At 70.8% G+C, this 21,261-nt stretch carries 21 protein-coding genes; 11 read left to right on the top strand and 10 right to left on the bottom strand.

All coding sequences use genetic code 11. The annotated features are described in order from the left end of the window. Positions 1–11 precede the first annotated feature (11 nt). Entirely contained in the window at positions 12–512 is a 501-nt protein-coding gene (locus ACSMXV_RS37540) for a MaoC/PaaZ C-terminal domain-containing protein (protein WP_473175555.1), read from the top strand. Here the strand turns inward: ACSMXV_RS37540 and ACSMXV_RS37535 are convergent. Then, the gene (locus ACSMXV_RS37535; protein WP_473175554.1) at positions 491–1,906 is read right to left on the bottom strand and encodes a family 1 glycosylhydrolase; all 1,416 of its coding nucleotides are present in this window, start codon (positions 1,904–1,906) and stop codon (positions 491–493) included. The genes ACSMXV_RS37540 and ACSMXV_RS37535 overlap by 22 nt on opposite strands. A 260-nt stretch (positions 1,907–2,166) precedes the next feature. After that, positions 2,167–3,045 (bottom strand): crotonase/enoyl-CoA hydratase family protein, encoded by an 879-nt coding sequence (locus tag ACSMXV_RS37530; protein ID WP_473175553.1) that lies wholly within the window; start codon positions 3,043–3,045, stop codon positions 2,167–2,169. A 107-nt stretch (positions 3,046–3,152) separates the two neighbouring features. Between ACSMXV_RS37530 and ACSMXV_RS37525 the strand changes: the two genes are divergently transcribed. From ACSMXV_RS37525 to ACSMXV_RS37515, 3 genes are read left to right on the top strand one after another with little or no spacing between them, the layout of a single operon-like run. Further along, positions 3,153–3,920 (top strand): enoyl-CoA hydratase/isomerase family protein, encoded by a 768-nt coding sequence (locus ACSMXV_RS37525; RefSeq protein ID WP_473175552.1) that lies wholly within the window; start codon positions 3,153–3,155, stop codon positions 3,918–3,920. A gap of 19 nt (positions 3,921–3,939) precedes the next feature. After that, positions 3,940–5,094: an acyl-CoA dehydrogenase family protein gene (locus tag ACSMXV_RS37520; protein WP_473175551.1), complete on the top strand. Its 1,155-nt coding sequence runs from the start codon at positions 3,940–3,942 to the stop codon at positions 5,092–5,094. Further along, positions 5,091–6,113, top strand: coding sequence for an LLM class F420-dependent oxidoreductase (locus ACSMXV_RS37515; protein WP_473175550.1), 1,023 nt, complete (start codon positions 5,091–5,093; stop codon positions 6,111–6,113). The genes ACSMXV_RS37520 and ACSMXV_RS37515 overlap by 4 nt, the downstream gene beginning before the upstream one ends. 27 nt (positions 6,114–6,140) lie before the next feature. On the opposite strand, the gene ACSMXV_RS37510 is transcribed toward ACSMXV_RS37515, so the two are convergent. From ACSMXV_RS37510 to ACSMXV_RS37485, 6 genes are all read right to left on the bottom strand, one after another. Then, a complete protein-coding gene (locus ACSMXV_RS37510) occupies positions 6,141–6,890 on the bottom strand; it encodes a FadR/GntR family transcriptional regulator (protein ID WP_473175549.1) in 750 nt (249 codons plus the stop codon). A 17-nt stretch (positions 6,891–6,907) separates the two neighbouring features. Beyond that, positions 6,908–7,318, bottom strand: coding sequence for a Zn-ribbon domain-containing OB-fold protein (locus tag ACSMXV_RS37505; RefSeq protein ID WP_473175548.1), 411 nt, complete (start codon positions 7,316–7,318; stop codon positions 6,908–6,910). Then, positions 7,315–8,466, bottom strand: coding sequence for a thiolase family protein (locus tag ACSMXV_RS37500; RefSeq protein WP_473175547.1), 1,152 nt, complete (start codon positions 8,464–8,466; stop codon positions 7,315–7,317). Before ACSMXV_RS37500 ends, ACSMXV_RS37505 begins: the two co-directional genes overlap by 4 nt. Positions 8,467–8,470: 4 nt before the next feature. Continuing rightward, complete coding sequence (locus ACSMXV_RS37495) at positions 8,471–10,045, bottom strand: AMP-binding protein (protein ID WP_473175546.1); 1,575 nt, start codon at positions 10,043–10,045, stop codon at positions 8,471–8,473. A gap of 36 nt (positions 10,046–10,081) precedes the next feature. After that, positions 10,082–11,572: an aldehyde dehydrogenase family protein gene (locus tag ACSMXV_RS37490; protein WP_473175545.1), complete on the bottom strand. Its 1,491-nt coding sequence runs from the start codon at positions 11,570–11,572 to the stop codon at positions 10,082–10,084. A 105-nt stretch (positions 11,573–11,677) separates the two neighbouring features. After that, complete coding sequence (locus tag ACSMXV_RS37485; RefSeq protein ID WP_473175544.1) at positions 11,678–12,820, bottom strand: acyl-CoA dehydrogenase family protein; 1,143 nt, start codon at positions 12,818–12,820, stop codon at positions 11,678–11,680. Positions 12,821–12,905: 85 nt separating this feature from the next. On the opposite strand from ACSMXV_RS37485, the gene ACSMXV_RS37480 reads away from it, so the two are divergent. The 7 genes from ACSMXV_RS37480 (at position 12,906) to ACSMXV_RS37450 (ending at position 18,950) form a co-directional block, all read left to right on the top strand. Continuing rightward, on the top strand, positions 12,906–13,661 hold the full coding sequence (locus ACSMXV_RS37480; protein WP_473175543.1) for an SDR family NAD(P)-dependent oxidoreductase: 756 nt from the start codon (positions 12,906–12,908) through the stop codon (positions 13,659–13,661). An 11-nt stretch (positions 13,662–13,672) separates the two neighbouring features. Continuing rightward, positions 13,673–14,452 carry an enoyl-CoA hydratase/isomerase family protein gene (locus tag ACSMXV_RS37475; RefSeq protein WP_473175542.1) on the top strand — a complete coding sequence of 260 codons (780 nt, stop codon included), beginning with the start codon at positions 13,673–13,675 and terminating at the stop codon, positions 14,450–14,452. Between the two features lie 73 nt (positions 14,453–14,525). Then, entirely contained in the window at positions 14,526–15,692 is a 1,167-nt protein-coding gene (locus ACSMXV_RS37470) for a CaiB/BaiF CoA transferase family protein (RefSeq protein ID WP_473175541.1), read from the top strand. A gap of 3 nt (positions 15,693–15,695) precedes the next feature. After that, positions 15,696–16,607 carry an SDR family NAD(P)-dependent oxidoreductase gene (locus tag ACSMXV_RS37465; protein ID WP_473175540.1) on the top strand — a complete coding sequence of 304 codons (912 nt, stop codon included), beginning with the start codon at positions 15,696–15,698 and terminating at the stop codon, positions 16,605–16,607. Beyond that, a complete protein-coding gene (locus ACSMXV_RS37460) occupies positions 16,604–17,134 on the top strand; it encodes a DoxX family protein (RefSeq protein ID WP_473175539.1) in 531 nt (176 codons plus the stop codon). Before ACSMXV_RS37465 ends, ACSMXV_RS37460 begins: the two co-directional genes overlap by 4 nt. Positions 17,135–17,162: 28 nt before the next feature. Continuing rightward, the gene (locus ACSMXV_RS37455; RefSeq protein WP_473175538.1) at positions 17,163–18,320 is read left to right on the top strand and encodes an acyl-CoA dehydrogenase family protein; all 1,158 of its coding nucleotides are present in this window, start codon (positions 17,163–17,165) and stop codon (positions 18,318–18,320) included. Positions 18,321–18,470: 150 nt separating this feature from the next. Then, positions 18,471–18,950: an SRPBCC family protein gene (locus ACSMXV_RS37450; RefSeq protein WP_473175537.1), complete on the top strand. Its 480-nt coding sequence runs from the start codon at positions 18,471–18,473 to the stop codon at positions 18,948–18,950. On the opposite strand, the gene ACSMXV_RS37445 is transcribed toward ACSMXV_RS37450, so the two are convergent. After that, a complete protein-coding gene (locus ACSMXV_RS37445) occupies positions 18,914–20,029 on the bottom strand; it encodes an acyl-CoA dehydrogenase family protein (protein WP_473175536.1) in 1,116 nt (371 codons plus the stop codon). The genes ACSMXV_RS37450 and ACSMXV_RS37445 overlap by 37 nt on opposite strands. Then, entirely contained in the window at positions 20,026–21,246 is a 1,221-nt protein-coding gene (locus ACSMXV_RS37440; protein WP_473175535.1) for an acyl-CoA dehydrogenase family protein, read from the bottom strand. Before ACSMXV_RS37440 ends, ACSMXV_RS37445 begins: the two co-directional genes overlap by 4 nt. Positions 21,247–21,261 lie beyond the last annotated feature (15 nt).

The raw sequence follows: 21,261 nt of genomic DNA, 5'->3' as shown, positions 1-21,261 counted from the left end.
AGGAGACCGCGATGACATACGAGGACACCACCACCGAAATCCCTCCGCTGGTCCGAGGGATGACGTACGAGGAGATGCCGAAGGGGCAGATCTTCCGGACCGCCCGCCGCACCATCACCGAGACCGATCTGGTCAACTTCATCACCTGGGGCGGCTTCAACGAGCCGCTCTTCTGGGACGCCTCGCACGCCGCGGACGGCGGTTACACCGGCCGGCTCGTCCCGGGGGCTCTGACGTACTGCATCGCCGAAGGACTCGTACTCCAGACGAACGTGCTGCACGGCACGGGCCTCGCCTTCCTCCACATGGAACTGACCGTGCAGGGCCCGGTGTACGTCGGCGACACCCTGTACGCCATCGTGGAGACGACGGACTCCCGCGCGTCCAGCAAGCCCGGCCGAGGCGTGGTGACCAGCCGGATCACCGTACGCAACCAGCGGGACGAGGACGTGCTCGTCTACACCCCGGTGCGGCTGATCCGGGGCAAGGACTACGGGGCTCCGGCGCTCTGACCCCGGGGAGCGGCCGGCACCAGGGTCAGTCCCGCTGCGGCCCCTCCACCGGGTACGACGGCATCGGCGAACGCTCCTCGGTGCATCCAGTCGGACGGCATCGGGGGGCGCGGCGGGGGCTCATGGTCCGGGACCGCCATCGCGTAGAGGCGGGTGTAGCGGAACTTCGCCTCGAGGTTGTCGAGCACCGACCAGTACTCGTAGGCGCACACGTTCACGCCGCACGAGACGACCTGGGCCAGCCAGGACAGCCTGGCGCGCAGCAGGGCCCGGCGGCGGGTGTCGTCGCTGTGCCCCGTCTCGTCGACCAGGTCGAGATCACCCATGCCGTTGTCGATGACGGACAGCGGCGGCAGGAGGTCTCCGTACAGCTCGTGGAGGCCGGCGACGGCGTCGGCGAGCGCCTCGGGGAGGATGGGCCAGCCATACGCCGTGGTCTCCACGTCGTCGAAGGGGACGATCGCGAACCCGAGGCGCGCGAGCAGGCGGTTCACCTCGTTGAGGGCGCTCAGGCACTTCGTGGTCGGCAGCACGCGGGGCAGGTTCTCCGGTGCGGTGACGCGGAAGGGGGTGTGCCAGGACAGACCCAGCAGGTCCTGTGTGGTCGCGATGATCTCGAGGTCGCCGGGGCATACGCAGCCGGTGGCCTCGACCGGTGAGACGTCGTCCTCGGTCACCATGTGCTCGCCGAGCAGCATGGGGTCCAGGAAGAGGCGGTTGGTCCAGCTCTCCAGGCGCTCCAGGGCGAGGCGGTCGAAGGGGTCGTCGGTGGCCGTGTATCCGCCGACGAGTGTGACCGTGGTCCCGATGCGGCCGCTCGCGCCGGCAGCCCTGAGGGCCCGGACCGCCAGGCCGTTGGCGAGCAGGATGTGGTGGACCGCGGGCAGCCCCGCCCGGCCGATGCCCCGGCCCGGGCCGTACATTCCGGCCACGTGATCGGCGAGCGTGGGCCCGGCCAGATCGGTTGAGGTGATCCAGCGCTCCACCCGGTCCCCGAAGCGGCGGCCCATCTCGGCGGCGTACGCGGCGAAGTGCTCTGCGGTGTCGCGGACGAGCCAGCCGCCGGAGGCGTCCAGCCACGGTGGCAGTGACCGGTGGAGCAACGTGAGGCTGGGCCTCACACCGTTCTCGAGCATGAAGTCGAGTGCGCGGTCGCAGCCGTCCAGGGCGTCGCGGTCCCAGGTGCCGGGGCCGTCGGGCTGGAGCTGCTGCCATCCGGCGACCATCCGGTGCGAGTCCGTGGTGGCGCCCACCACGTGCCGGATGTCGTCGGTCCACTGCCGGAAGTGCCCGCTCCTCCCCGGCAGGGGCGGCGGCGGAGCCGCGATGGCGTCCGCGGTGGCGACTCCCCAGTCGATACCGCGGAAGGATTCGTGCAGGAAACCATCGCTCACGGGTCACCGTCCAGGCGATGAATGGTTCAGCGCATTCAACTGAATGCCGCCGTGCGGACGCTAACACTGCGAGGACACTACGACAATGTTTCCGACAGATCTCCTCGGTCCGTACAGTCGGCGGCGGCCTCGGTCACGCCGTCCCGAGGATGAGGTCGGACGCTCGCCAGGCCATGGCCATGATCGGCGCGTTGAGGTTGCCGGACACCACCACGATGTAGTCGAACGTTGTCATCAGTTCCCCCCTGCTCCAGTGATGCCTACTCCCCGAAGGGCCGGAACTCCTCCTCCGGCCACCAGGGGTAGACGGCCGGCATGTCCTTGCTGACCCGGCCCGGAAACGCGGGCGGCCGCTTGGCGAGGAACGACTCGACGCCCTCCACCGGGTCCGGGCCGCCGCCGATCTGGCTCATGATCCGCGAGTCGAGCCGGTGCGCGGTCATCGGGTGGGGCTCGCCCAGCATCCGCCACATCATCTGCCGCGACAGGGCGACCGAGATCGCCGAGGTGTTCTCGGCGATCTCCCGGGCGAGTTCGTACGCCGCCGGCAGAAGTTCCTCCGGCGGGTGGACGGAACGGACAAGACCGGCCGCCAGCGCCTCGTCCGGGCCGAAGACACGGCCGGTCGCCACCCATTCCATGGCCCGCTGCATGCCCACGGCACGCGGCAGGAACCAGCTCGCGGCGGACTCCGGCACGATGCCGCGGCGCGCGAAGACGAAGCCGAACTTGGCCGATGTCGAGGCCAGCCTGATGTCCATGGGCAGGGTCATGCTGGCCCCGACGCCCGCCGCCGGGCCGTTGATGGCGGCGATCACCGGCTTGGTGCAGGAGAAGATCCGCAGCGCGACCCGGCCGCCGGTGTCCCGGTGCCAGGCACCCGCCTTGCGGTGGTCGAAGGACGAGCCACCGGAGCTGACGTCGGCACCCGCGCAGAAGCCGCGACCGGCGCCGGTCACCACGACCACGCGGACCTCGTCGTCGGCGTCGGCCGCGTCCAGGACGTCGAGCAGGTCCCGCATCATCTGCGGGTTGAAGGCGTTCAGCTTCTCGGGCCGGTTGAGGGTGACGGTGAGGATCCCGTCCGCCGCCTCGGCCCGCACGGTCTCATACTCTCGCTCGTACTCCTGCTCCGGCATTCGCGTCCTCCGTCACCCCACGAGCTGGTTCTCAGAAAGCTGAATTAGTTATACCATTCAACTCTACTGACTGAGTCATGTCTGCGGCGGTTGAGAGGACGGATCTGATGGCGGATCTGGAGGTGACGGCCGTCGGGCCGGTCCGGCTGGTCGAGCTGAACCGGCCGGAGCAGCGGAACGCGATGAGCGATGAGCTGCATGCCGGCCTCGCGTCGGTGTGGGACGACCTCACCGCCGACCCGGAGGCGCGCGTGGTCGTGCTCACCGGGCGCGGCCGGGCGTTCAGCGCCGGCGGCAATCTGGACACCATGACCCGGGTCCAGCGCGACAGCGCCTACCGGGAGCAGCAGGTCGACGAGGCCCGCCGGATCATCACCGGCATGGTCCGCTGCCCGCTCCCCGTGATCGCGGCGGTCAACGGCCCCGCCGTGGGCCTCGGTTGCAGCCTGGCCCTGCTGAGCGACCTGGTACTGATCGCCGACGACGCCTACATCGCCGACCCGCACGTCCAGGTCGGGCTCGTCGCGGGCGACGGCGGCGCCTATGTCCTGCCGTTGCTCGTCGGCCTGACCCGGGCGAAGGAGCTGCTGTTCCTCGGCGACCGGGTGAGCGCCGAGGACGCGGTCCGGCTGGGCATCGCCAACCGTGCCGTACCCAAGGACAAGCTCCTGGACGAGGCCATGGACCTGGCCGGTCGGCTGGCCGCCCTGCCCGTGCAGGCGCTGCACCAGACCAAGCTGGCGGTGAACCGGCATCTGGAACAGGCCTTCGACACCGTGATGGAACCGGCCCTGCTCGCCGAGCGGGACACCATGCACGGACCGGACCACATCGCCGCCGTCGAGCGGATCATCGCCTCGCGCGGCCGTCGCTGAGCCGGAGAGGAGTTTTAGGATGGACTTCGCGTTCAGTGACGAGCACGAGGATCTGCGGCGCACGGTGAGGGCGTTCCTGGCGGACACCTCGCCGGAGACCGAGGTACGGCGCCTGATGGAGACCCCGGAGGGCTTCGACCGGGCGCTGTGGCGCCGGATGGGGACGGAGCTCGGTCTCCAGGGACTGGCCGTTCCCGAGGAGTACGGCGGAGCCGGGTGCGGACCGGTCGAAGTCGGTGTGGTCATGGAGGAGATGGGGCGGGCGCTGCTGTGCGCGCCGTTCCTGTCCTCGGCGGTGCTGGCGACCACCACGCTGCTGCGCTGCGACGACGAGGACGCCCGCAAGCGACTGCTCCCGGGGCTGGCCTCCGGCGAGGTCGTCGCGACGCTGGCCCTGACCGAGGACTCGGCCCGCTGGGACGCCGAGGGGGTCGCGCTCACCGCCCGTGAATCTGCCGGGGGCTGGCTGCTGACCGGGCACAAGATGTTCGTACTCGACGGTGCCACCGCCGATGTCGTCCTCACCGTGGCCCGCACCAGCGACGGCATCGGAGTGTTCTGGGTGGACGGCGACGCGTCCGGGCTGATCCGGGAGCCCCTGCCCACGATGGACCCCACCCGGCGGCAGGCACGCCTCGACTACCAGGACGTACGGGCGACCCGGCTGCGTACGCACGGCGACGGCTGGGACCTGGTGTCGGAGGTGCTCGACCGGGCTGCGGTGGCGCTGGCCGCCGAGCAGGTCGGGGTGGCCTCCCGCGCGCTCGACATGGCGGTGGAGTACGCCAAGGTACGGCACCAGTTCGGGCGGGCCATCGGGTCCTTCCAGGCCGTCAAGCACCTCCTGGCCGATGTCCTCCTCGAGGTGGAGTCGGCACGCGCCGCCGCGCACTACGCGCTGCTCGCGGCCCAGAACGAGGACGCTGAGCTACTCTCCGTGGCCAGCCTGGCCAAGGCCTTCTGCTCCGACACCTGCGTTCAGGCCGCGGCGGAGAACATCCAGGTGCACGGGGGCATCGGCTTCACCTGGGAGCACCCGGCCCACCTGTACCTGAAGCGGGCCAAGACGTCACAACTGCTGTTCGGCGACCCGGCGTACCACCGGGAACGGCTCGCACAGCACATCGGCATGGGCATGGGCATGGGCATGGACACAGTCGGAGGAGCGGCATGAAGGTCGACGGCAAGCTCAACGTGTGGGGCACCACCGAGGTGGTCGAGGAGGCCCGGCATCACGAGAAGGCCGGCTACGACGGCCTGTGGGCCTCGGAGTCCAAGCACGACCCCTTCCTGCCGCTCCTGCTCGCGGCCGAGCACACCGACCGCCTCGAGGTCGGTACGGCCATCGCGGTGGCCTTCGCGCGCTCCCCCATGCAGCTCGCGTACACCGCGCACGACCTGCAGACCTACTCCGGCGGGCGCTTCGCGCTCGGTCTCGGCAGCCAGATCAAGCCGCACATCGAGCGGCGCTTCTCCATGCCGTGGAGCCGGCCGGCGGCCCGTATGCGGGAGTACGTGAGCGCGCTGCGCGCCATCTGGGCCGCCTGGAACGAGGGCGAGAAGCTCGACTTCCGCGGCGACTTCTACACGCACACGCTGATGGCGCCGTTCTTCTCTCCGCCGCCCGCCACCGGTGGCGCGCCGAAGGTCTACGTCGCCGCCGTCGGGGAGGCGATGACCAAGGTGGCGGGCGAGGTGGCGGACGGGCTGCTTGCGCACGGCTTCACCACCGAGCGGTATCTGCGGGAGGTCACCCTGCCGACCGTGGAGGCCGGGCTGGCGGCGTCGGGCCGTACGCGCGCCGACTTCTCCCTCTCGCATCTCCTGCTGACCGCGACCGGCCGCACCGAGGAGGAGTTGGCCCGTGCGGTCGACGGCACCCGGCGTCAGATCGCGTTCTACGGCAGCACTCCCGCGTATCGCGGCGTGCTGGAGCTGCACGGCTGGGGCGAACTCGGCGACGAGCTGAACGCGTTGTCGAAGTCCGCGCGCGAGGACAAGTGGGAGGCGATGGGCCGGCTCGTCGACGACGACGTACTGCACACCTTCGCGGTGGTGGCGGAGCCGGAGCGGGTGGCGGCCGAGATCAGCCGCCGGTACGGGACGCTCGTCGACCGCGTGTCGTTCTACACCGCGTACGAGATCGACGCCGAGGTGTGGGAGCCCATCGTGCAGGAGCTGCGGAGCAGCTGACGGGACCAGCGGGGCAGTTGACGACGGTCAGCCGAGCAGGTCCAGGACGGTCGTCATGGACCTGTTCTGCAGCAGGTAGTCCTCGGCCTCCTGGAGGTGGACGCGCCACAGGTCCTCGGCGGCCTCGGCCCGGCGGGCGGCCACCAGGTCGACGAGCGCCGCATGGGCGCGGAAGCCCCTGCGGTTGGCCCGTATGTTCTCGGGGCTGCCGGCGTCGAGGTCGACATGGGACCAGTTCGCCTGGTCGATGATGTGCCGGACCATGCCGTTGAGGACGGTCAGCGTCTGGTTGCCCGCCAGTTCGACGACGAGGGCGTGGAACTCCATATGGGCGCGGATGAAGGCCGACGGATCGTCCATGAGCCCCTCGGCCTCGGCGACCGCGTCCCGCAACCGCTCCAGGTCCTGGTCCGTGCGCCGCTCGGCCAGAAGGCCGGCGCACGGCGCCTCGATCACCGTGCGTGCGTCGTAGACGTCCTTGAGGGTCGTGCCCCGGTATTCCAGCACCACTCCCGCGTAGCGAGCAGCCACCGTGCCTTCCGGGACCTGCACCCGCGCCCCGCCCCGGGCGCCCCTGCGCACGCTGATCAGCGACTCCGACTCCAGCACCCGGAACGCCTCGCGCAGCGTCGGCCGGGAGACCTCGAACTCCTCCATGAGCGCCGTCTCGGAGGGCAGCGCATCGCCCTCGACGAGCTCTCCGCGCACGATCTTGCGGCGCAGCTGCGCCGCCACCAGCTCGGCCATCTTGGGGACCCGTACCGGCGTGTTCGCCACCGCGCCCACCTCCGCCCTCATTCGGTTGTCAGTCGCTCGGGTCTCGTGTCCGGAACGAAGTACGGCAGTGTGATCTCGTCCGTGAACGGCCGGAAGTCCACGCGTACGCGCATACCGATGACGACGTCGTCGGGGTCGACGTGGGAGAGCAGGGTGGCGCCGTCGTCCAGGTCGATCACGGCGAGCGCGAAGGGCGTGTCGAAGCCGGGGCCGGGTGCGCGGTGGACGACGGTCACCGAGTAGACGGTGCCCCGGCCTGCGCTGGAGACGTACTGCCAGTCCCGGGACATGCACCCGGGGCAGGCAGGCTCGGGGACGAAGAAGCGCAGGTCGCAGGACGGGCAGTAAGGGATGACCAGGTCGCCGCCGCGGGCGGCCTCCCAGAAGGGCTCGGAAAGCGAGGTGGGGACGGGTACAGGCCGGCTCATCGCATCCTCCCCAGCACGCTCATCTCGTAGTGCTGCGCCCCCGACCCGGCGTTGCCCACCACCGCGAGCTCCGCGCCCTCGACCTGGTGCACCGCACTGCCGCGCAACTGCCGTACGGCCTCGACGACTTTCAGCGTCATCTGCTGCGTCCCGTTCCACGCGTACGAAAGACAGCCGCCGTCCGGATTGACGGGATGCTTGCCGCCCACGGCGATGGCGCCGCTGGCCGCCAGGGGGCCGCCCTCCCCCTCGCCGCACAGGCCGAAGATCTCCAACTGCCTTATGATTTCGAATGAGTTGGGGTCGTAGAGGGAGAAGACGTCCACGTCGTGCGGGCCGACTCCGGCCATGGCGTAGGCGCGGGTGGCGGCGTCCCGGCCGAGTTGCCCGACCTCCCGGTACAGCGCCGGGTTGGCGTACGCGGCCTGGTGGTACTCCATCCCGCCACCGAGTACGGCGACGGGCGGGTGCGGCAGGTCCCGGGCCCGTTCGGCGGTGGTGACCACGAGTGCCGCGCCGCCCTCGCCGACGATGCAGCAGTCCAGCAAGTGGAATGGCGTGGCCACCATGCGGGATGCGAGCACGTCGTCGGCGGTGTACGGGCCGCGTCCGTACATCATCGCCTCCGGGTTGGTCGTGCCGTTGTTGCGGATCGTGGCGGCGACCTCCGCGAGCTGGCGGGAGGTCGTCCCGTACTCGTGCATGTGCCGGGCCGCCACGAGCGCGAACTGGGCGACGACATAGCTGCCCCACACGTCGGCGAACTCCAGTGGCACACCGGCGCCGACGGGTCCCGCTCCGCGCGAGACCAGCTTGCAGCCGCCGACCACGACGGTGTCGGCGAATCCGGCGCGGACCGCTGCCGCTGCTTTCAACAGGCCCCGGGAGCCCGCGTTGTCGAGCATGGAGTCGCTGGTCCAGCGCAGGTCGCGGCCGAGGATGCGCGCCCAGGAGCTGCCCTCACCGGGTACGCCGCCGGGGCCTGGCCAGTCGACCTGGGCGCCGTCGACGTCCGCCGGAGTCAGCCCGGCGTCCTCGATCGCGCCGCGCACCGCTTCGAGGGCGAGGTCCATGGCATCGCGGTCCGGGAGCGAGAGTGCCTGCTCGGTGGCGTACACGCCGACGACGACAGGCTGGCGACCGTTCACGACGTCACCGTCCCGCGCCCAGCGTGTCGCCGCCGGGATAGCCACCGCCGCCGAAGCGCTCGTCGAGCGCCTCGTAGTCCTTGGCGAAGTCCTTGGTGCGCGGCAGTGTGTCGACGAACTCCACCGTCTTCGGCTTCTTGTACGAGGCGATACGCGCCCGGCAGTGCTCGATGACGTCCTCGGCCGTGACAGGCTCCGCGTCCTGGTGGAGCACCACGACGGCCTTGACGTCCTGGGCCCAGCGCTCGTTGGGCACGCCGATCACGGCGGCCTCCTTGACGGCCGGGTGCGACTCGATGCAGTTCTCGACCTCGGCCGGGAAGATGTTCTCGGCCGCCGACTTGAGCATGCGGGTCGTCGTCCCGAGGAAGCTGATCGTGCCGTCGGGCGCGCGCCGTCCGAGGTCGGTGGTGTGCCACCAGCCGAAGCGGAAGCGCTCCTCGTTGATCTCTGGCCGGTTCCAGTAGCCGAGATGTACGAGATCACCGCGGACGCAGATCTCGCCGGCTTCGCCGATCGCGCACTCCTTGCCGGTGCTGTCCAGGATGCGTACGGCGGTGAAGGGGCCGGGGCGTCCCGCGTTGCCGGCGCCCGCGCCTCCGTAGGCGCCGGTTACGGCGAATCCGGTGACCTCGGTCTGCCCGTAGCCGCGGCCCTCGCCGCCGCCGTTGCGGGTGAAGCGGCTGGTGTCCGTGGGCACGGTGCCCTGCCACAGCGGGGCGGCGACACTCGCCCGCAGGTGGGAGAGGTCGTGGCCCGCTTCGCGGTTCAACGCGACGAGTTGCGCGATGGTCGGGGGCATCAGATACGCGTGGGTGCACTGCTCCGCCGCCAGCAGCGGCAGCAGTTCCTCGGCGATCACGCGGCGGACGATCACGTTCTTGCCGCCGTGGACGAAGGCCGGGACGCCCCAGAACTGGTAGTTCCCGATATGGAACATCGGCCCGGCGCCGAGGAAGGCGGCTTCCTGGCCGATGTCGCCCATCCAGGCGGCGCTCGCGCCCATCGCGAGGAGGTTGCGGTGCGAGAGCATCGATCCGGACTGCCGCCCGGAGATCGCCGCGGTGTAGATGACCAGGAGCGCGGAGTCGGGGTCGACGTCGAAGGCCGGGTCCTCGGGCGAGCCGGAGGCCAGGAAGGACTCGTAGGCGTCGGGGCCCTCGGCGTCGTGCCGCAGCCACAGCGCCCGGTGGTCGCTGCCCAGCTCGGCCCGCGCCTTGCTGACCGTGTCGCCGATCTCCTCGTCCTGCCAGACGACGACGCGGGGGTCGAAGTCCTCGACGGCGAAGGCCATTTCGGGGGCGGCCCAGCGCCAGTAGCCGGGGCAGACCATGGCGCCGATCTTCCCGGCGGCGCCGAGCAGCTCCCAGATCCGGAAGGAGTTCTGCCCCAGCCACAGGATCCGGTCGCCGGGCCCGACGCCCGCGTCAGCGAGGGCGTGGGCGAGCCGGTTGGTGCGCTCGTCCAGCTGGGGCCAGGTCAGCCGGACGTCGCCGTCGACGAGGGCGATGGCGTCGGGGTAGGACCTTCGGTGCTCGCGGATGATGTCGCCGAACGTCAGGCGGCGGGCGGGATGCATGCTGTTGGCTCCAAAGGCTTCGAAGGCGGGGTGCCGTCAGACGCGGCTGATGCCCACGCCCTTGACGTTGATGAACTCGTCCAGACCGGCCTTACCGCCCTCCCGGCCGAACCCGCTGATGCCGACACCGCCGAACGGGGTGGCGGGCGAAGTGATCGGGTTCGGGCCGGGGTTGACGTAGACCGTCCCGGCCTTCAGCCGCGGCACCAGGCGGTTGACGCGCGCGATGTCACGGGACTGGATGTAGGCCGACAGGCCGTACTCGGTGTCGTTGGCGAGGGCGACGGCCTCGTCCTCCGTGTCGAACGGGGTGATGGCCAGGACCGGACCGAAGATCTCCTGCTGCGCGAGGTCGCTGCGGTTGTCCACGTCCGCGAAGACGGTCGGGGACACGAAGTACCCGTCGGAGTGGATGCGTTCACCGCCGTACACGAGCCGTCCCGCACCGCCCTCGACCGCCTTGTCGATCGCGCCCTGGACGCGGTCGCGGGCGGCTTCGTTGATGAGCGGTCCGATGTACGTGGCCGGGTCGAGCGGGTCGCCGACGGGCAGGTGGGCCACGACCCCGGCGACGCGCGCGACGACCTCCTCATAGATCGGGCGCTCGACCAGCAGCCGGGTGGGCAGCGCGCAGCCCTGGCCGGTGTTGCTCATGGCGAAGGCCGCGCAGTACGGCACGACGGTGTCCAGGTCGGTGTCGGCGAAGAGCAGGTTGGCGGACTTCCCGCCCAGCTCGAACACGACCGGTTTGAGGCTCAGCGCGGCGTCCGCCATGATGCGGCGCGCGGTGGCAGGCCCGCCCGTGAACGAGATCTTGTCCACGCCGGGGTGGGTCACCAGGGCCGCACCCGCGTCGCCGAGCCCGGTGACGACGTTGATCACGCCTTCGGGTATGCCCGCCTCGTGGGCCAGGTCGGCGAAGAGCAGTGCGGAGAACGGCGTGGACTCGGCCGGTTTGATGACCACGGTGTTGCCTGCGGCGAGGGACGGCGGGACCTTCATCGCCAGGGACAGCGCGGGCGAGTTCCAGGTGATGATGTGCCCGATGACGCCGTACGGCTCGGCGATGGTGTACTCGACGTTCTCGTGCGGGCTGTAGGCGGCGCCCACCATGCCCTCGATCTTGTCGGCCCAGCCGGCGTAGTACTCGGTCCACTCGGCGACGTGCGGCCCGACGTTCTCCGCCCAGCCGCCTATGCAGACGCCGTTCTCGAGCGGGCAGATGGCCGCGAAGTCGGGGATGTGGTCCCAGATCAGCTGGGCGAAACGGGTGAGCAGCCGGCGGCGCTCGGCGGGGCGCATGGTGCCCCACACGTCGAAGGCCCGGCGTGCGGCGGCCACGGCCCGGTCCACCTCGGCGGCGCCCGCGAGCGGGATGTGCGCCTGGACCAGGCCGGTCGCCGGGTTCCGGTGCTCGTGGACTCCGCCGCTGGCGTCGGTGACGTCCTTGCCGCCGATGACGAGCCGCGGTTGCGGCAGCTCGTGCTCGGCCCTGTCCTGGTGCAGCTTCACATCGACCGTGACCACGGATGCCTCCTCGAACCGTCCGGCGCCGTCCGCGCACCCTCAAGGAAATAGCTAACCTATTTACCCAAGGTAGTCAATGCGTTGAGCGGACCTCGACACGCCGGCTCACAGACCCAGCGAGCGCCCGATGATCTCCTGCATGATCTCCGACGTTCCGCCGAACACCCGCTGGACCCGGCTGTCCCGCCAGATGCGCGCGATCTCGTACTCGTTGACGTAGCCGTAGCCGCCGAAGAGCTGCATGCAGCGGTCGATGGCCTCCCAGCCGGTCTCTGAGGTCCAGTACTTGGCCGCGGCGGCCTCTTCGGCCGTCAGCTCCCCCTGGGAGAGAGCCATGATGCAGCCGTCCAGATAGACGCGGGCGGCACCAAGCTTGGCCTTGATGTCCGCGAGCGCGAACCTGTTGGCCTGGAACTCGCCGATGGGCTGACCGAACGCGGTACGGGTCTTGGCGTATTCCAGCGCCAGCTCGAAGGCCCTCTGGGCCGACGCGAGGGAGGCGACGGCGATGGCGAGCCGCTCGGTCGGAAGGTTGCCCATCATGTGGTAGAAGCCGCGCCCCTCCTGCCCGATGAGGTTGTCGGCGGGGACGCGTACCTCGTGGAAGAAGAGTTCGGCGGTGTCCTGGGCCTTCATCCCGACCTTGTCGAGCTTGCGTCCCCGCTCGAAGCCCTCGGCGTCGCGCTCGACGACGATCAGGCTGATGCCCTTGTGCCCGGCGTCCGGGTCGGTCTTGCAGGCGACGATGACCAGGTCGGCCAGGATGCCGTTGGTGATGAAGGTCTTGGATCCGTCGATCACCCACTCGTCGCCGTCTCTGCGGGCGGTCGTGCGGATGCCCTTGAGGTCGGATCCTGCGGCCGGCTCCGACAGTGCGAGCGCGCAGATCGTCTCGCCGCTGATCACTCCGGGGAGCCAGCGGGCCTTCTGCTCCGGGGTGGTGAGGTGCGTCAGATAGGGCGGGATGACGTCGTTCTGCAGCCCGAGTCCGATACCGACCGAGCCGGTGGCGTGCATCTCCTCCGCCATGATGGCGTTGTACCGGAAGTCCCAGATCCCCTGTCCGCCGTACTCCTCCGGGAACTGCCAGCCGATGAGTCCGGCCTTGCCCGCGGCCGCCCAGGCGGCCCGGCTCACCTGGCCGTCACGCTCCCACTGCTCGGCATACGGGGCGCATTCGCGCAGGTAGTACGTGCGGGCGGTCTCCCGGAACAGCTCGTGCTCCTCGGTGAAGATCGTACGGCGCATGCTCGGCTCCACTCGTACATCTCGCTTATTTAGCTGAAGTAGTTATACGATAGCGCTGTATCGGGACCTGGGCGAGGGAGGGCGCGTGAGCGTACGGGACAAGGTGGCACTCGTCACCGGAGCGGGCCGGGGCATCGGCGAGGCGATCGCCGACGCGCTGGCCGCCGCCGGAGCCTCGGTCGCCGTCTGCGACGTGGACGCGGAGGCCGCCGGGAAGGTCGCGGCGCGGCTTGCGGAACGGTACGGGGTGCGCGCCGCGGGTGTAGGCGCGGACATCTCAGACAGCACGGCTGTACACGCCGCCGTGGAACGGGTGACCGCCGAACTCGGCTCGGTGGACGTCCTGGTCAACAACGCAGCCGTCGATGTCATCGGCCGGTTCGTCGACAGCACCGAGGACACCTGGGACCGGATCATCGCCGTCAATCTGCGCGGCACCATCACGATGACCCGGGCCGTGCTCGACTCGATGATCGAGCGCGGAGGCGGCCGGGTCATCCACATCGCCTCGGACGCGGGCCGGGTCGGCTCGTCCGGCGAGGTGGTGTACTCCGCGACGAAGGGCGGCGTCATCGCCTTCGGCAAGGCGCTGGCCCGCGAGGTCGCCCGTCACGGCATCACAGTGAACAGTGTCTGCCCGGGTCCGACCGACACGGCGCTGCTCGGCCAGGTCGCCGAGTTCAGCCAGAAGATGTACGACGCCACCGTGCGGGCGATCCCGCTGCGCCGGGTCGCCCAGCCGGGCGAGATCGCCGGTGTGGTGGCCTTCCTCGCGTCCGACGACGCCGCCTACATGACCGGGCAGACGCTCTCGGTCAGCGGCGGCCTCACGATGGTCTGAGGGGGTCCGACGTGGGAAGCGTGCTGCGCGTCGAAGTCCGCGACCGTATCGCCGTGTTCACCCTGGACCGTCCCGAGCGGCTCAATGCCATCGGCACGGACACGGTGGAACAGCTGAGGCAGGCGCTGGAGGACGTGCGGGGTGACGACGACGTCCGGGCCCTGGTGCTGGCGGGAGAGGGCCGCGCCTTCTCGGCCGGGGCCGACCTCGGGGAGATCGAGTCGTTCACGGCGCCCGGGCAGTTCCGTGCCTTCGTGGGCCGTCTGACCGAGGCGTACGCGCTCCTGGAGGACTTCCCCAAGCCCTCGGTCGCGGCCGTCCACGGGTTCGCCTTCGGCGGCGGTCTGGAGCTCGCGCTCTCCTGCGACCTGCGGGTGGCGGAGCGCGGCGCCCGGCTCGGCCTGCCCGAGATGAAGCTCGGCGTCCTGCCGGGCGCGGGCGGCACCCAACGGCTGCCGCGACTGCTGCCGACGCCGATCGCCAAGCAGATGATCCTCACCGGCGAACCCATCGACGCGGAGCGGGCGTGGCAGCTCGGGCTGGTGAACGAGGTGGCCGAGCCCGGCGGTGCACTCGCCGCCGCCGAAGCGCTGGCCGCCAAGCTGACGGCAGGCGCCCCGCTGGCGCTCGCGGCGGGCAAGCGGCTGATCGACCACGGGCTCGGCATGGACCTGGAGGCGGCGATCGCGTACGAGCGCGAGACCGTCTCGGTGCTGTTCTCCACCGAGGACCGGGCCGAGGGGCTGAAGGCCTTCCGGGAGCGGCGCCCGGGAGAGTTCCGCGGCATGTAGCGAGCACCCCGAGAGACCCGAGAGACCCGAGAGACCCGACAGATCCGAACCAGAACCGGCGTGGAGGTGGGCCGTGCGGCCACTGGAGGGCTATTCCGTCGTCGAGCTGGGCATGTGGGTGGCGGCACCGGCCGCGGCCACCATGCTCGCCGACTGGGGCGCGGACGTGGTGAAGGTCGAGGCGCCGACCGGCGACCCCAACCGGTACACGCTCCGGCACGTCGGCCAGGACATCGACAGCGAACCACCGTTCGAGACCGACAACCGCGGCAAGCGCGGAATCGTCCTCGACCTTCGGTCCGAGGAGGGCAAGGAGGTGCTGGAGCGGCTGCTCGAGCGGGCCGACGTGTTCGTCACGAACCTCCGCCCCGGCGCCCTGGAGCGGCTGGGGCTGGCCCCGGACGCAATACGGACCCGGCATCCCCGCCTGGTCATCGGCACGTTGACGGGGTACGGCTGGAGGGGGGCCGAGCGCGACCGGGCCGGGTACGACGTCTCCGCCTTCTGGGCCCGCCCCGGCATCGCCGCCATGCTCAACCCGGCGGGTGAGCCGCCGCCGGGCATCCGCCCCGGCCTGGGCGACCGTACGGCCGCGTCCAACCTGGTGGCGGGCGTGCTGGCCGCGCTGCTGCGCCGGGAACGCACCGGCGAAGGCGGCGTGGTCGACGTGTCCCTGCTGCGTTCCGGGACGTACGCCAACGGAAACGACCTCGCCCTGCAGAACTTCTTCGGCAAACGCGGCCGTACCCGCCCGCGCACGGAGCACGAGTCCCCGCTCTACAACTGCTACCGGGCCGCCGACGACCGCTGGTTCTGGCTGGTCGGCCTGGAGGGCAACCGCCACTGGCCCGGCGTCCTCAAGGCGCTCGGCCGCGAGGACCTGGCGGAGGACGCGCGGTTCGCCACCGGCAAAGCCCGGCGTGGCCACGTACGCGAGCTGATCGCTGCCTTCGACGAGGAGTTCGCGAAGCGGCCCCTGGCCGAGTGGGCGGAGCGGTTCGACGCCGAGGGCGTGTGGTGGGCGCCCGTGCAGACCCTGGCGGAGGTGTCGGCCGATCCGCAGGCGGAGGCGGTGGGGGCCTTCGTCGAGCAGCCCGGCATGGGCGATGCGCCGCCGCTGCGGACCGTGGCCACCCCGGTCAGCTTCTGGGGCGTGGACGACAAGCCGCGCTCCGGCGCCCCGACGCTGGGCGAACACACGGACGAAGTACTCAACGAGCTGGGTCGAACAGGGAGGTAGGGCGTGGGCATCCTCGACGACAAGGTCGCCATCGTGACCGGCGGCGGAAGAGGGCTGGGCCGGGCACATTGCCTGGCGCTCGCCGAGGCCGGCGCGACCGTGGTGGTGAACGATCTCGGCTCGGGCGTGCACGGCGAGCGGACGGGCGACTCCCCCGCCGACGACGTCGTCACCGAGATCACCAAGCTCGGCGGCCGGGCGGTGGCCAGCCACTCGTCGGTCACCGACTGGGCCGCCACGGAGGCGATGGTGGCCGACACGGTCGCGGAGTTCGGCCGCCTGGACATCGTGGTGAACAACGCCGGCATCGTGCGCGACCGCATGCTGTTCTCGATGAGCGAGGCCGAGTTCGACGCCGTGATCGCCGTACATCTGAAGGGCACATTCGCTCTGACCCGGCACGCGTGCGCGTACTGGCGCGAGGCGTCGAAGCGGGGTGAGCGCGTCACCGGCCGCGTGATCAACACGACGTCCGGAACCGGGCTGTTCGGCAACCAGGGCCAGTCCAACTACGGCGCCGCGAAGGCCGGGATCGCCGGACTCACGGTCCTCACCGCCCTTGAGATGCGCCGATACGGCGTCACCGCGAACGCCATCTCGCCGATCGCGGCCACGCGGATGACGGAGGGCCTGTCCGTCGGCGCGTCCCTGCAGGCCGACGGCGACTTCGACCCGCGCGATCCCGCCAACGCCTCCGGTGTGGTCGTCTACCTGGCCTCCGATGCCGCGGCGTGGCTGACCGGCCAGGTCCTGCGCATCGAGGGCAACCGCCTGAACCGGCTGCAGGGCTGGACCGTCACCGGCGTCCACCCCAGCGAGTCAGGCAAGGCCCTCACCTACGAGGAACTCGTCGAGGCCGTACCGCAGTTGTACGGCGTCGCTCCCGCCGGGCGGGCAACAGGAGTGGGCCAGTGAAGGGCCACGACATCGCCGCTCTCGCCCTGCGCGCGACGCTCGGCCCGATGCTCTTCGCCCACGGCTGGAACAAGGTCGCCGGGCCGGGCGGGCTGAAAGGCACGACGGGCTGGTTCGAGGCGCTCGGTCTGAAGCCCGCCGAGGTGCACGCCCGTATGGCGGCCGGGACCGAGATGGCGGCGGGGGTGGGCATCGCTCTGGGGGCAGCCAACCCTCTCCCGGCGGCGGCGACCGTCGGCCTGATGACCGTGGCGGCCCGCACCGACCACCGGGGCAAGGGCTTCTTCGTCTTCAAGGGCGGCTGGGAGTACGTCGGCGTCGTGGGCGGCGCGGCCGTCGCACTGGCGGCGCTGGGCAACGGCAGGTACTCGCTCGACGGGCTGCTGCGACGGCAGCGCGCCGGCGCGGGGGCGGCACTGCTGGCGGCGGGCATCGGGACGGCGAGCGCGGCGGCGCTGCTGGCGGCGTGCTACCGGCCCGAACAGAAGCCGGATCAGAAGCCGGACGAGACAGAAACAGATCGATAAGGCCACCAAGGTCAACAAGGGAGTCGACATGGACGCGGCTGACTTCAGCGCGGTGCTGTCCGAGGTCCGGCGCTTCGTCCGGGAGCGTGTCGTGCCGCTCGAGGCGGAGATCGACGAAAAGGACGAGATGCCCGCGGACATCCGCGAGGCGGCCAGGAAAATGGGGCTGTTCGGCTTCGCTCTGCCGGAGGAGTACGGCGGTCTTGGACTCTCGATGTACGAAGAGGCCCAGCTCATGTTCGAGCTCGGCTACACGACCCCGTCGCTGCGTTCGATGTTCGGCACCAACAACGGCATCGCCGGACACGTCCTGATGGTCGGCGGCACCGAGGAGCAGAAGGCCGAGTGGCTGCCGAGGATCGCCTCGGGTGACGTGCTGGCGTCGTTCGCGCTCACCGAACCCGAGGCCGGCTCCGACCCGTCGACACTGACGACACGCGCTCACCTGGAAGGCGACGAGTGGGTGATCAACGGCGCCAAGCGCTACATCACCAACGCCCCGCTCGCCGACGTCTTCATGGTCTTCGCCCGCACCGACCCCGACGCCCCACGCACCCGCGGCATCTCCACCTTCCTCGTCCCGGCCGGCACTCCGGGCCTCACCGTGGCTCCCAAGGACCACAAGATGGGCCAGTTCGGCGCCTGGACCGCGGACGTGTACTTCGACGACGTACGCGTACCGGCCTCAGCCCTCGTCGGCGGCGAGAACGGCCTGAACCGCGGCTTCAACACCGCGATGGGCTGCATCGCGCACGGCCGGGTGCACATCTCGGCCCTCTGTGTGGGCATGGCCGAGCGCCTGGTCGACGAATCGGTCGAGTACGCCCGCACCCGCAAGCAGTCCGGCAAACCCATCGGCTCCTTCCAACTGGTCCAGGGCCTGATCGCCGACTCGATGACGGACTACTACGCAGGCCGCGCCACGGTTCTGGAGGCCGCCCGGCGCTTCGACTCGGGCGAGGACACGAAGATCGGCCCGTCCTGCACGAAGTACTTCGCCAGCGAGATGGTGTGGCGGGTCGCAGACCGCGCGGTCCAGGTCCACGGCGGCGCGGGCTATATGCGCGGGGTCGCCGTCGAGCGCTTCTACCGCGACGCCCGGCTGTTCCGCATCTACGAGGGCACCAGCCAGATCCAGCAGGTCATCATCGCCAAGGCACTGCTGGGCGAGGCCGCGCGCGGGTGAAACGGGGCGGGCGGGCGCCGTCACCTGATCGGACCGCCCGCCCACCGCTACAGGTGCTCGGCCTGTACCCCGCGGCTAGGGTCGAAAAGCACGCCGTGGTCGTCGGCGGCGCCTCCCCTGTCCCCGTCCTGCCCAAGGTGCGTGATCGGCGTGGCCCGCAACCGTCGTCTGATCCTGAGCTCGCCGTCCGAGGTCTGGAGCCTGCTGGCCGACGGTCACCGCTATGGGGAGTGGGTGACCGGAACCCAGCAGGTTCTCGCCGCCGACCCGCACTGGCCGGACGTGGGCGCCCGCCTCCAGGTCCGGGTCGGCGCCGGCCCCCTCGCCCTCGACGACACCTGCGTCGTCCGCATCTGCGAGCCGCAACGCCGACTGGAACTGGAGGCCAAGGCGGACCCCTTCGGGGCGGCCCGCATCGCCATGAACCTGATCCCCTGGGGCGAGCACACGCTCTTCGTCCTCGACTGGCATCCCCTCCGGGGCCCCGGCACCCGGATGCACGGGCTCCCCGTGGACTACGTCGTCGCGATCCGCAACGGCATGATGCTCACGAAGCTGGCCCGGATCGCCGTACGCGAGCATGACGCGCTCGTTCAGACGCCGAGCCGGTCCAGCAGCCGCTCATGGTAGATCGCCGGCCCCCCGAACAGCAGCTGCGAGGACTTGGCCCGCCGGAAGTACAGATGGGCCGGATGCTCCCAGGTGAAGCCGATGCCGCCGTGGACCTGGATGTTCTCCATTGCGTTGAACATGTACGCCCGTGAGCAGCACGCGTGTGCCACGGCGGCGGCGACCGGGAAGTCCGGCGCGTCCTCGGCGGCCAGCAGCGCCGCCTCCCGGGAGGACGCCTCGGCCAGTTCCACCTGGACGAGCATGTCGGCGCACTTGTGCTTGACGGCCTGGAAGGAGCCGATCGGCCGGCCGAACTGATGCCGGGTGCGGGCGTAGTCCGCGCTCATCTCCAGGCACTTGCGCGCCCCGCCCGCCTGCTCGGCGGCCAGCCCCACCGAGGCGATGTCCAGGACCCTGGCCATGATGCGCCCGCCCGACCCGTCCGCGCCGACGGGCATCGCGGGCACGGCGTCGAACGTCAGCCGGGCCATCGCCCGGGTGGTGTCGAGGGTCTCCATCGCCTCGGCCGCCACCCCGGTGGCCGACCGGTCCACGGCGAACAGCGAAGGGCCGGCGACGGTGCGGGCGACGACGAGGATCAGATCGGCCGTCGTGCCGTCGATGACGAAGCACTTGCGGCCGCTCAGCTTCCAGCCGCCGTCCCCGTCCGGCACGGCGCGTGCGGAGATCAGGGCGGGGTCCCAGGAGCCGCCGTCCTCGGCGACGGCGAGGGTGGCCGTGGTCCGCCCGGCCGCGATGCCGGGGAGGTGGCGCGCGCAGGCCTGGCTGTCACCCGAGGCCAGCAGGGCTTGGGCAGCCAGGACGACGGTGGCGAAGAAGGGCGCGCACAGCAGGGCGCGGCCCATCTCCTCCATGACGACGCCGAGTTCGACGAGGCCGAAACCGTCACCGCCGTACTCCTCCGGGATCACGAGGCCCGGCAGGCGCAGTTGGTCGGCCGCCTGGGCCCACACCGCCGGGTCGAAGGGCGGCTCGCTCTCCATGAGCTTCCGCACGGCCTCCTCGGGTGACTTGGCCTCCAGGAACTCCCGTACGGACGCCCGAAGTTCCCTCAGCTCGGTTTCGTCGGCGCTCATGCGCGTGCCTCCTTCGGCAGGCCGAGGACACGTTCCGCGAGGATGTTCTTCATGATCTCCTCGGTGCCGCCGAGGATCCGCAACGCCGGGGTGGCCAGAAGGAGTTCGGACCAGGCGTACGTGCCCCACTGGCCGGTGTCGGCGATGATCCGGGGTCCGAGGCACTCGGACACGAAGTGCGCGGCGCGGGTGAGATTCTGACCGTACATCAGCTTGGCGACGGACCTCTCGGGGCCGGGGGCGATCCCCGCCCGCAGGGTGCGCTGGGCACGGGCGTTGAGGTAGCCGGTGGCCATGGCGTCCACGAGGAGTTCGGCGAGGCGTCCGCGCAGGGCGCGGTCGTCCCAGGTCCAGGTGGCGCGCATGAGCGCCGAGAGGTGGTCCGGGGACAGGGCGGCGGCCACCGGGCCCGCGCCCTCGGTGCCGACCGTGTTGCGCTCGTTCATCAAGGTGGTCAGGGCGACCGTCCAGCCGCCGTCCACCTCGCCGAGGCGGTGGTCGTCGGGGACGCGGACGTCGGTGAGGAAGACCTCGTTGAAGTCGGCCCCGCCGGTCATCTGGCGCAGCGGCCGGACCTCGACGCCAGGGGCGTCCATGGGGACCAGGAAGGCCGTGATGCCGCGGTGCTTGGGCGCGTCGGGGTTGGTGCGGGTCAGCGCCAGGCCGATCTCGCTGTGCTGGGCGACCGACGTCCACACCTTCTGCCCGTTGAGCACCCAGTGGTCACCGTCCCGTACCGCGCGGGTCGCCACGCTCGCCAGGTCGGATCCGGCGCCGGGCTCGCTGAACAGCTGGCAGGCGATGGCGTCCCCGCGGTACATCGCGGGCAGCCACCGTTCCTTGATGTGCGGTTGTGCGTGGGCCAGGATCGTCGGGCCGATCATGCCCAGCCCGACCACACTGAGCACGCCGGTGTCGGCGACGTCGTACTCGGACTCGATGGCGTCGTAGAGCAGGTCGTGGACGGGGGTGAGGCCGCGGCCGCCGTACTCGGTCGGTCCGGTGATCCAGCCGAAGCCGTTCTCGTAGCGGATCCTCTGCCACTCCCGCGCCCGCAGCACGTGCTCCCGCTCCTCCTCGGGCGGGAGGCTGCTGAAGTACGCCATCGTGTCGTCGCCCTCGCCCCAGGTGAAGGCGGTGCGGTCGGGGGCCTTCGCCGCGTGCGCGTCGAGGAAACGGCGCACCTCGGCCGCGAAGTCCTGCATGTCCTGGTCCATAACGGTTCCCTGTGC

The sequence above is a fragment of the Streptomyces sp. DSM 42067 genome, from assembly GCF_055792885.1.
Note: the sequence above shows the minus strand (reverse complement) of the source record. Positions and strands in the feature narration are given on the sequence as shown.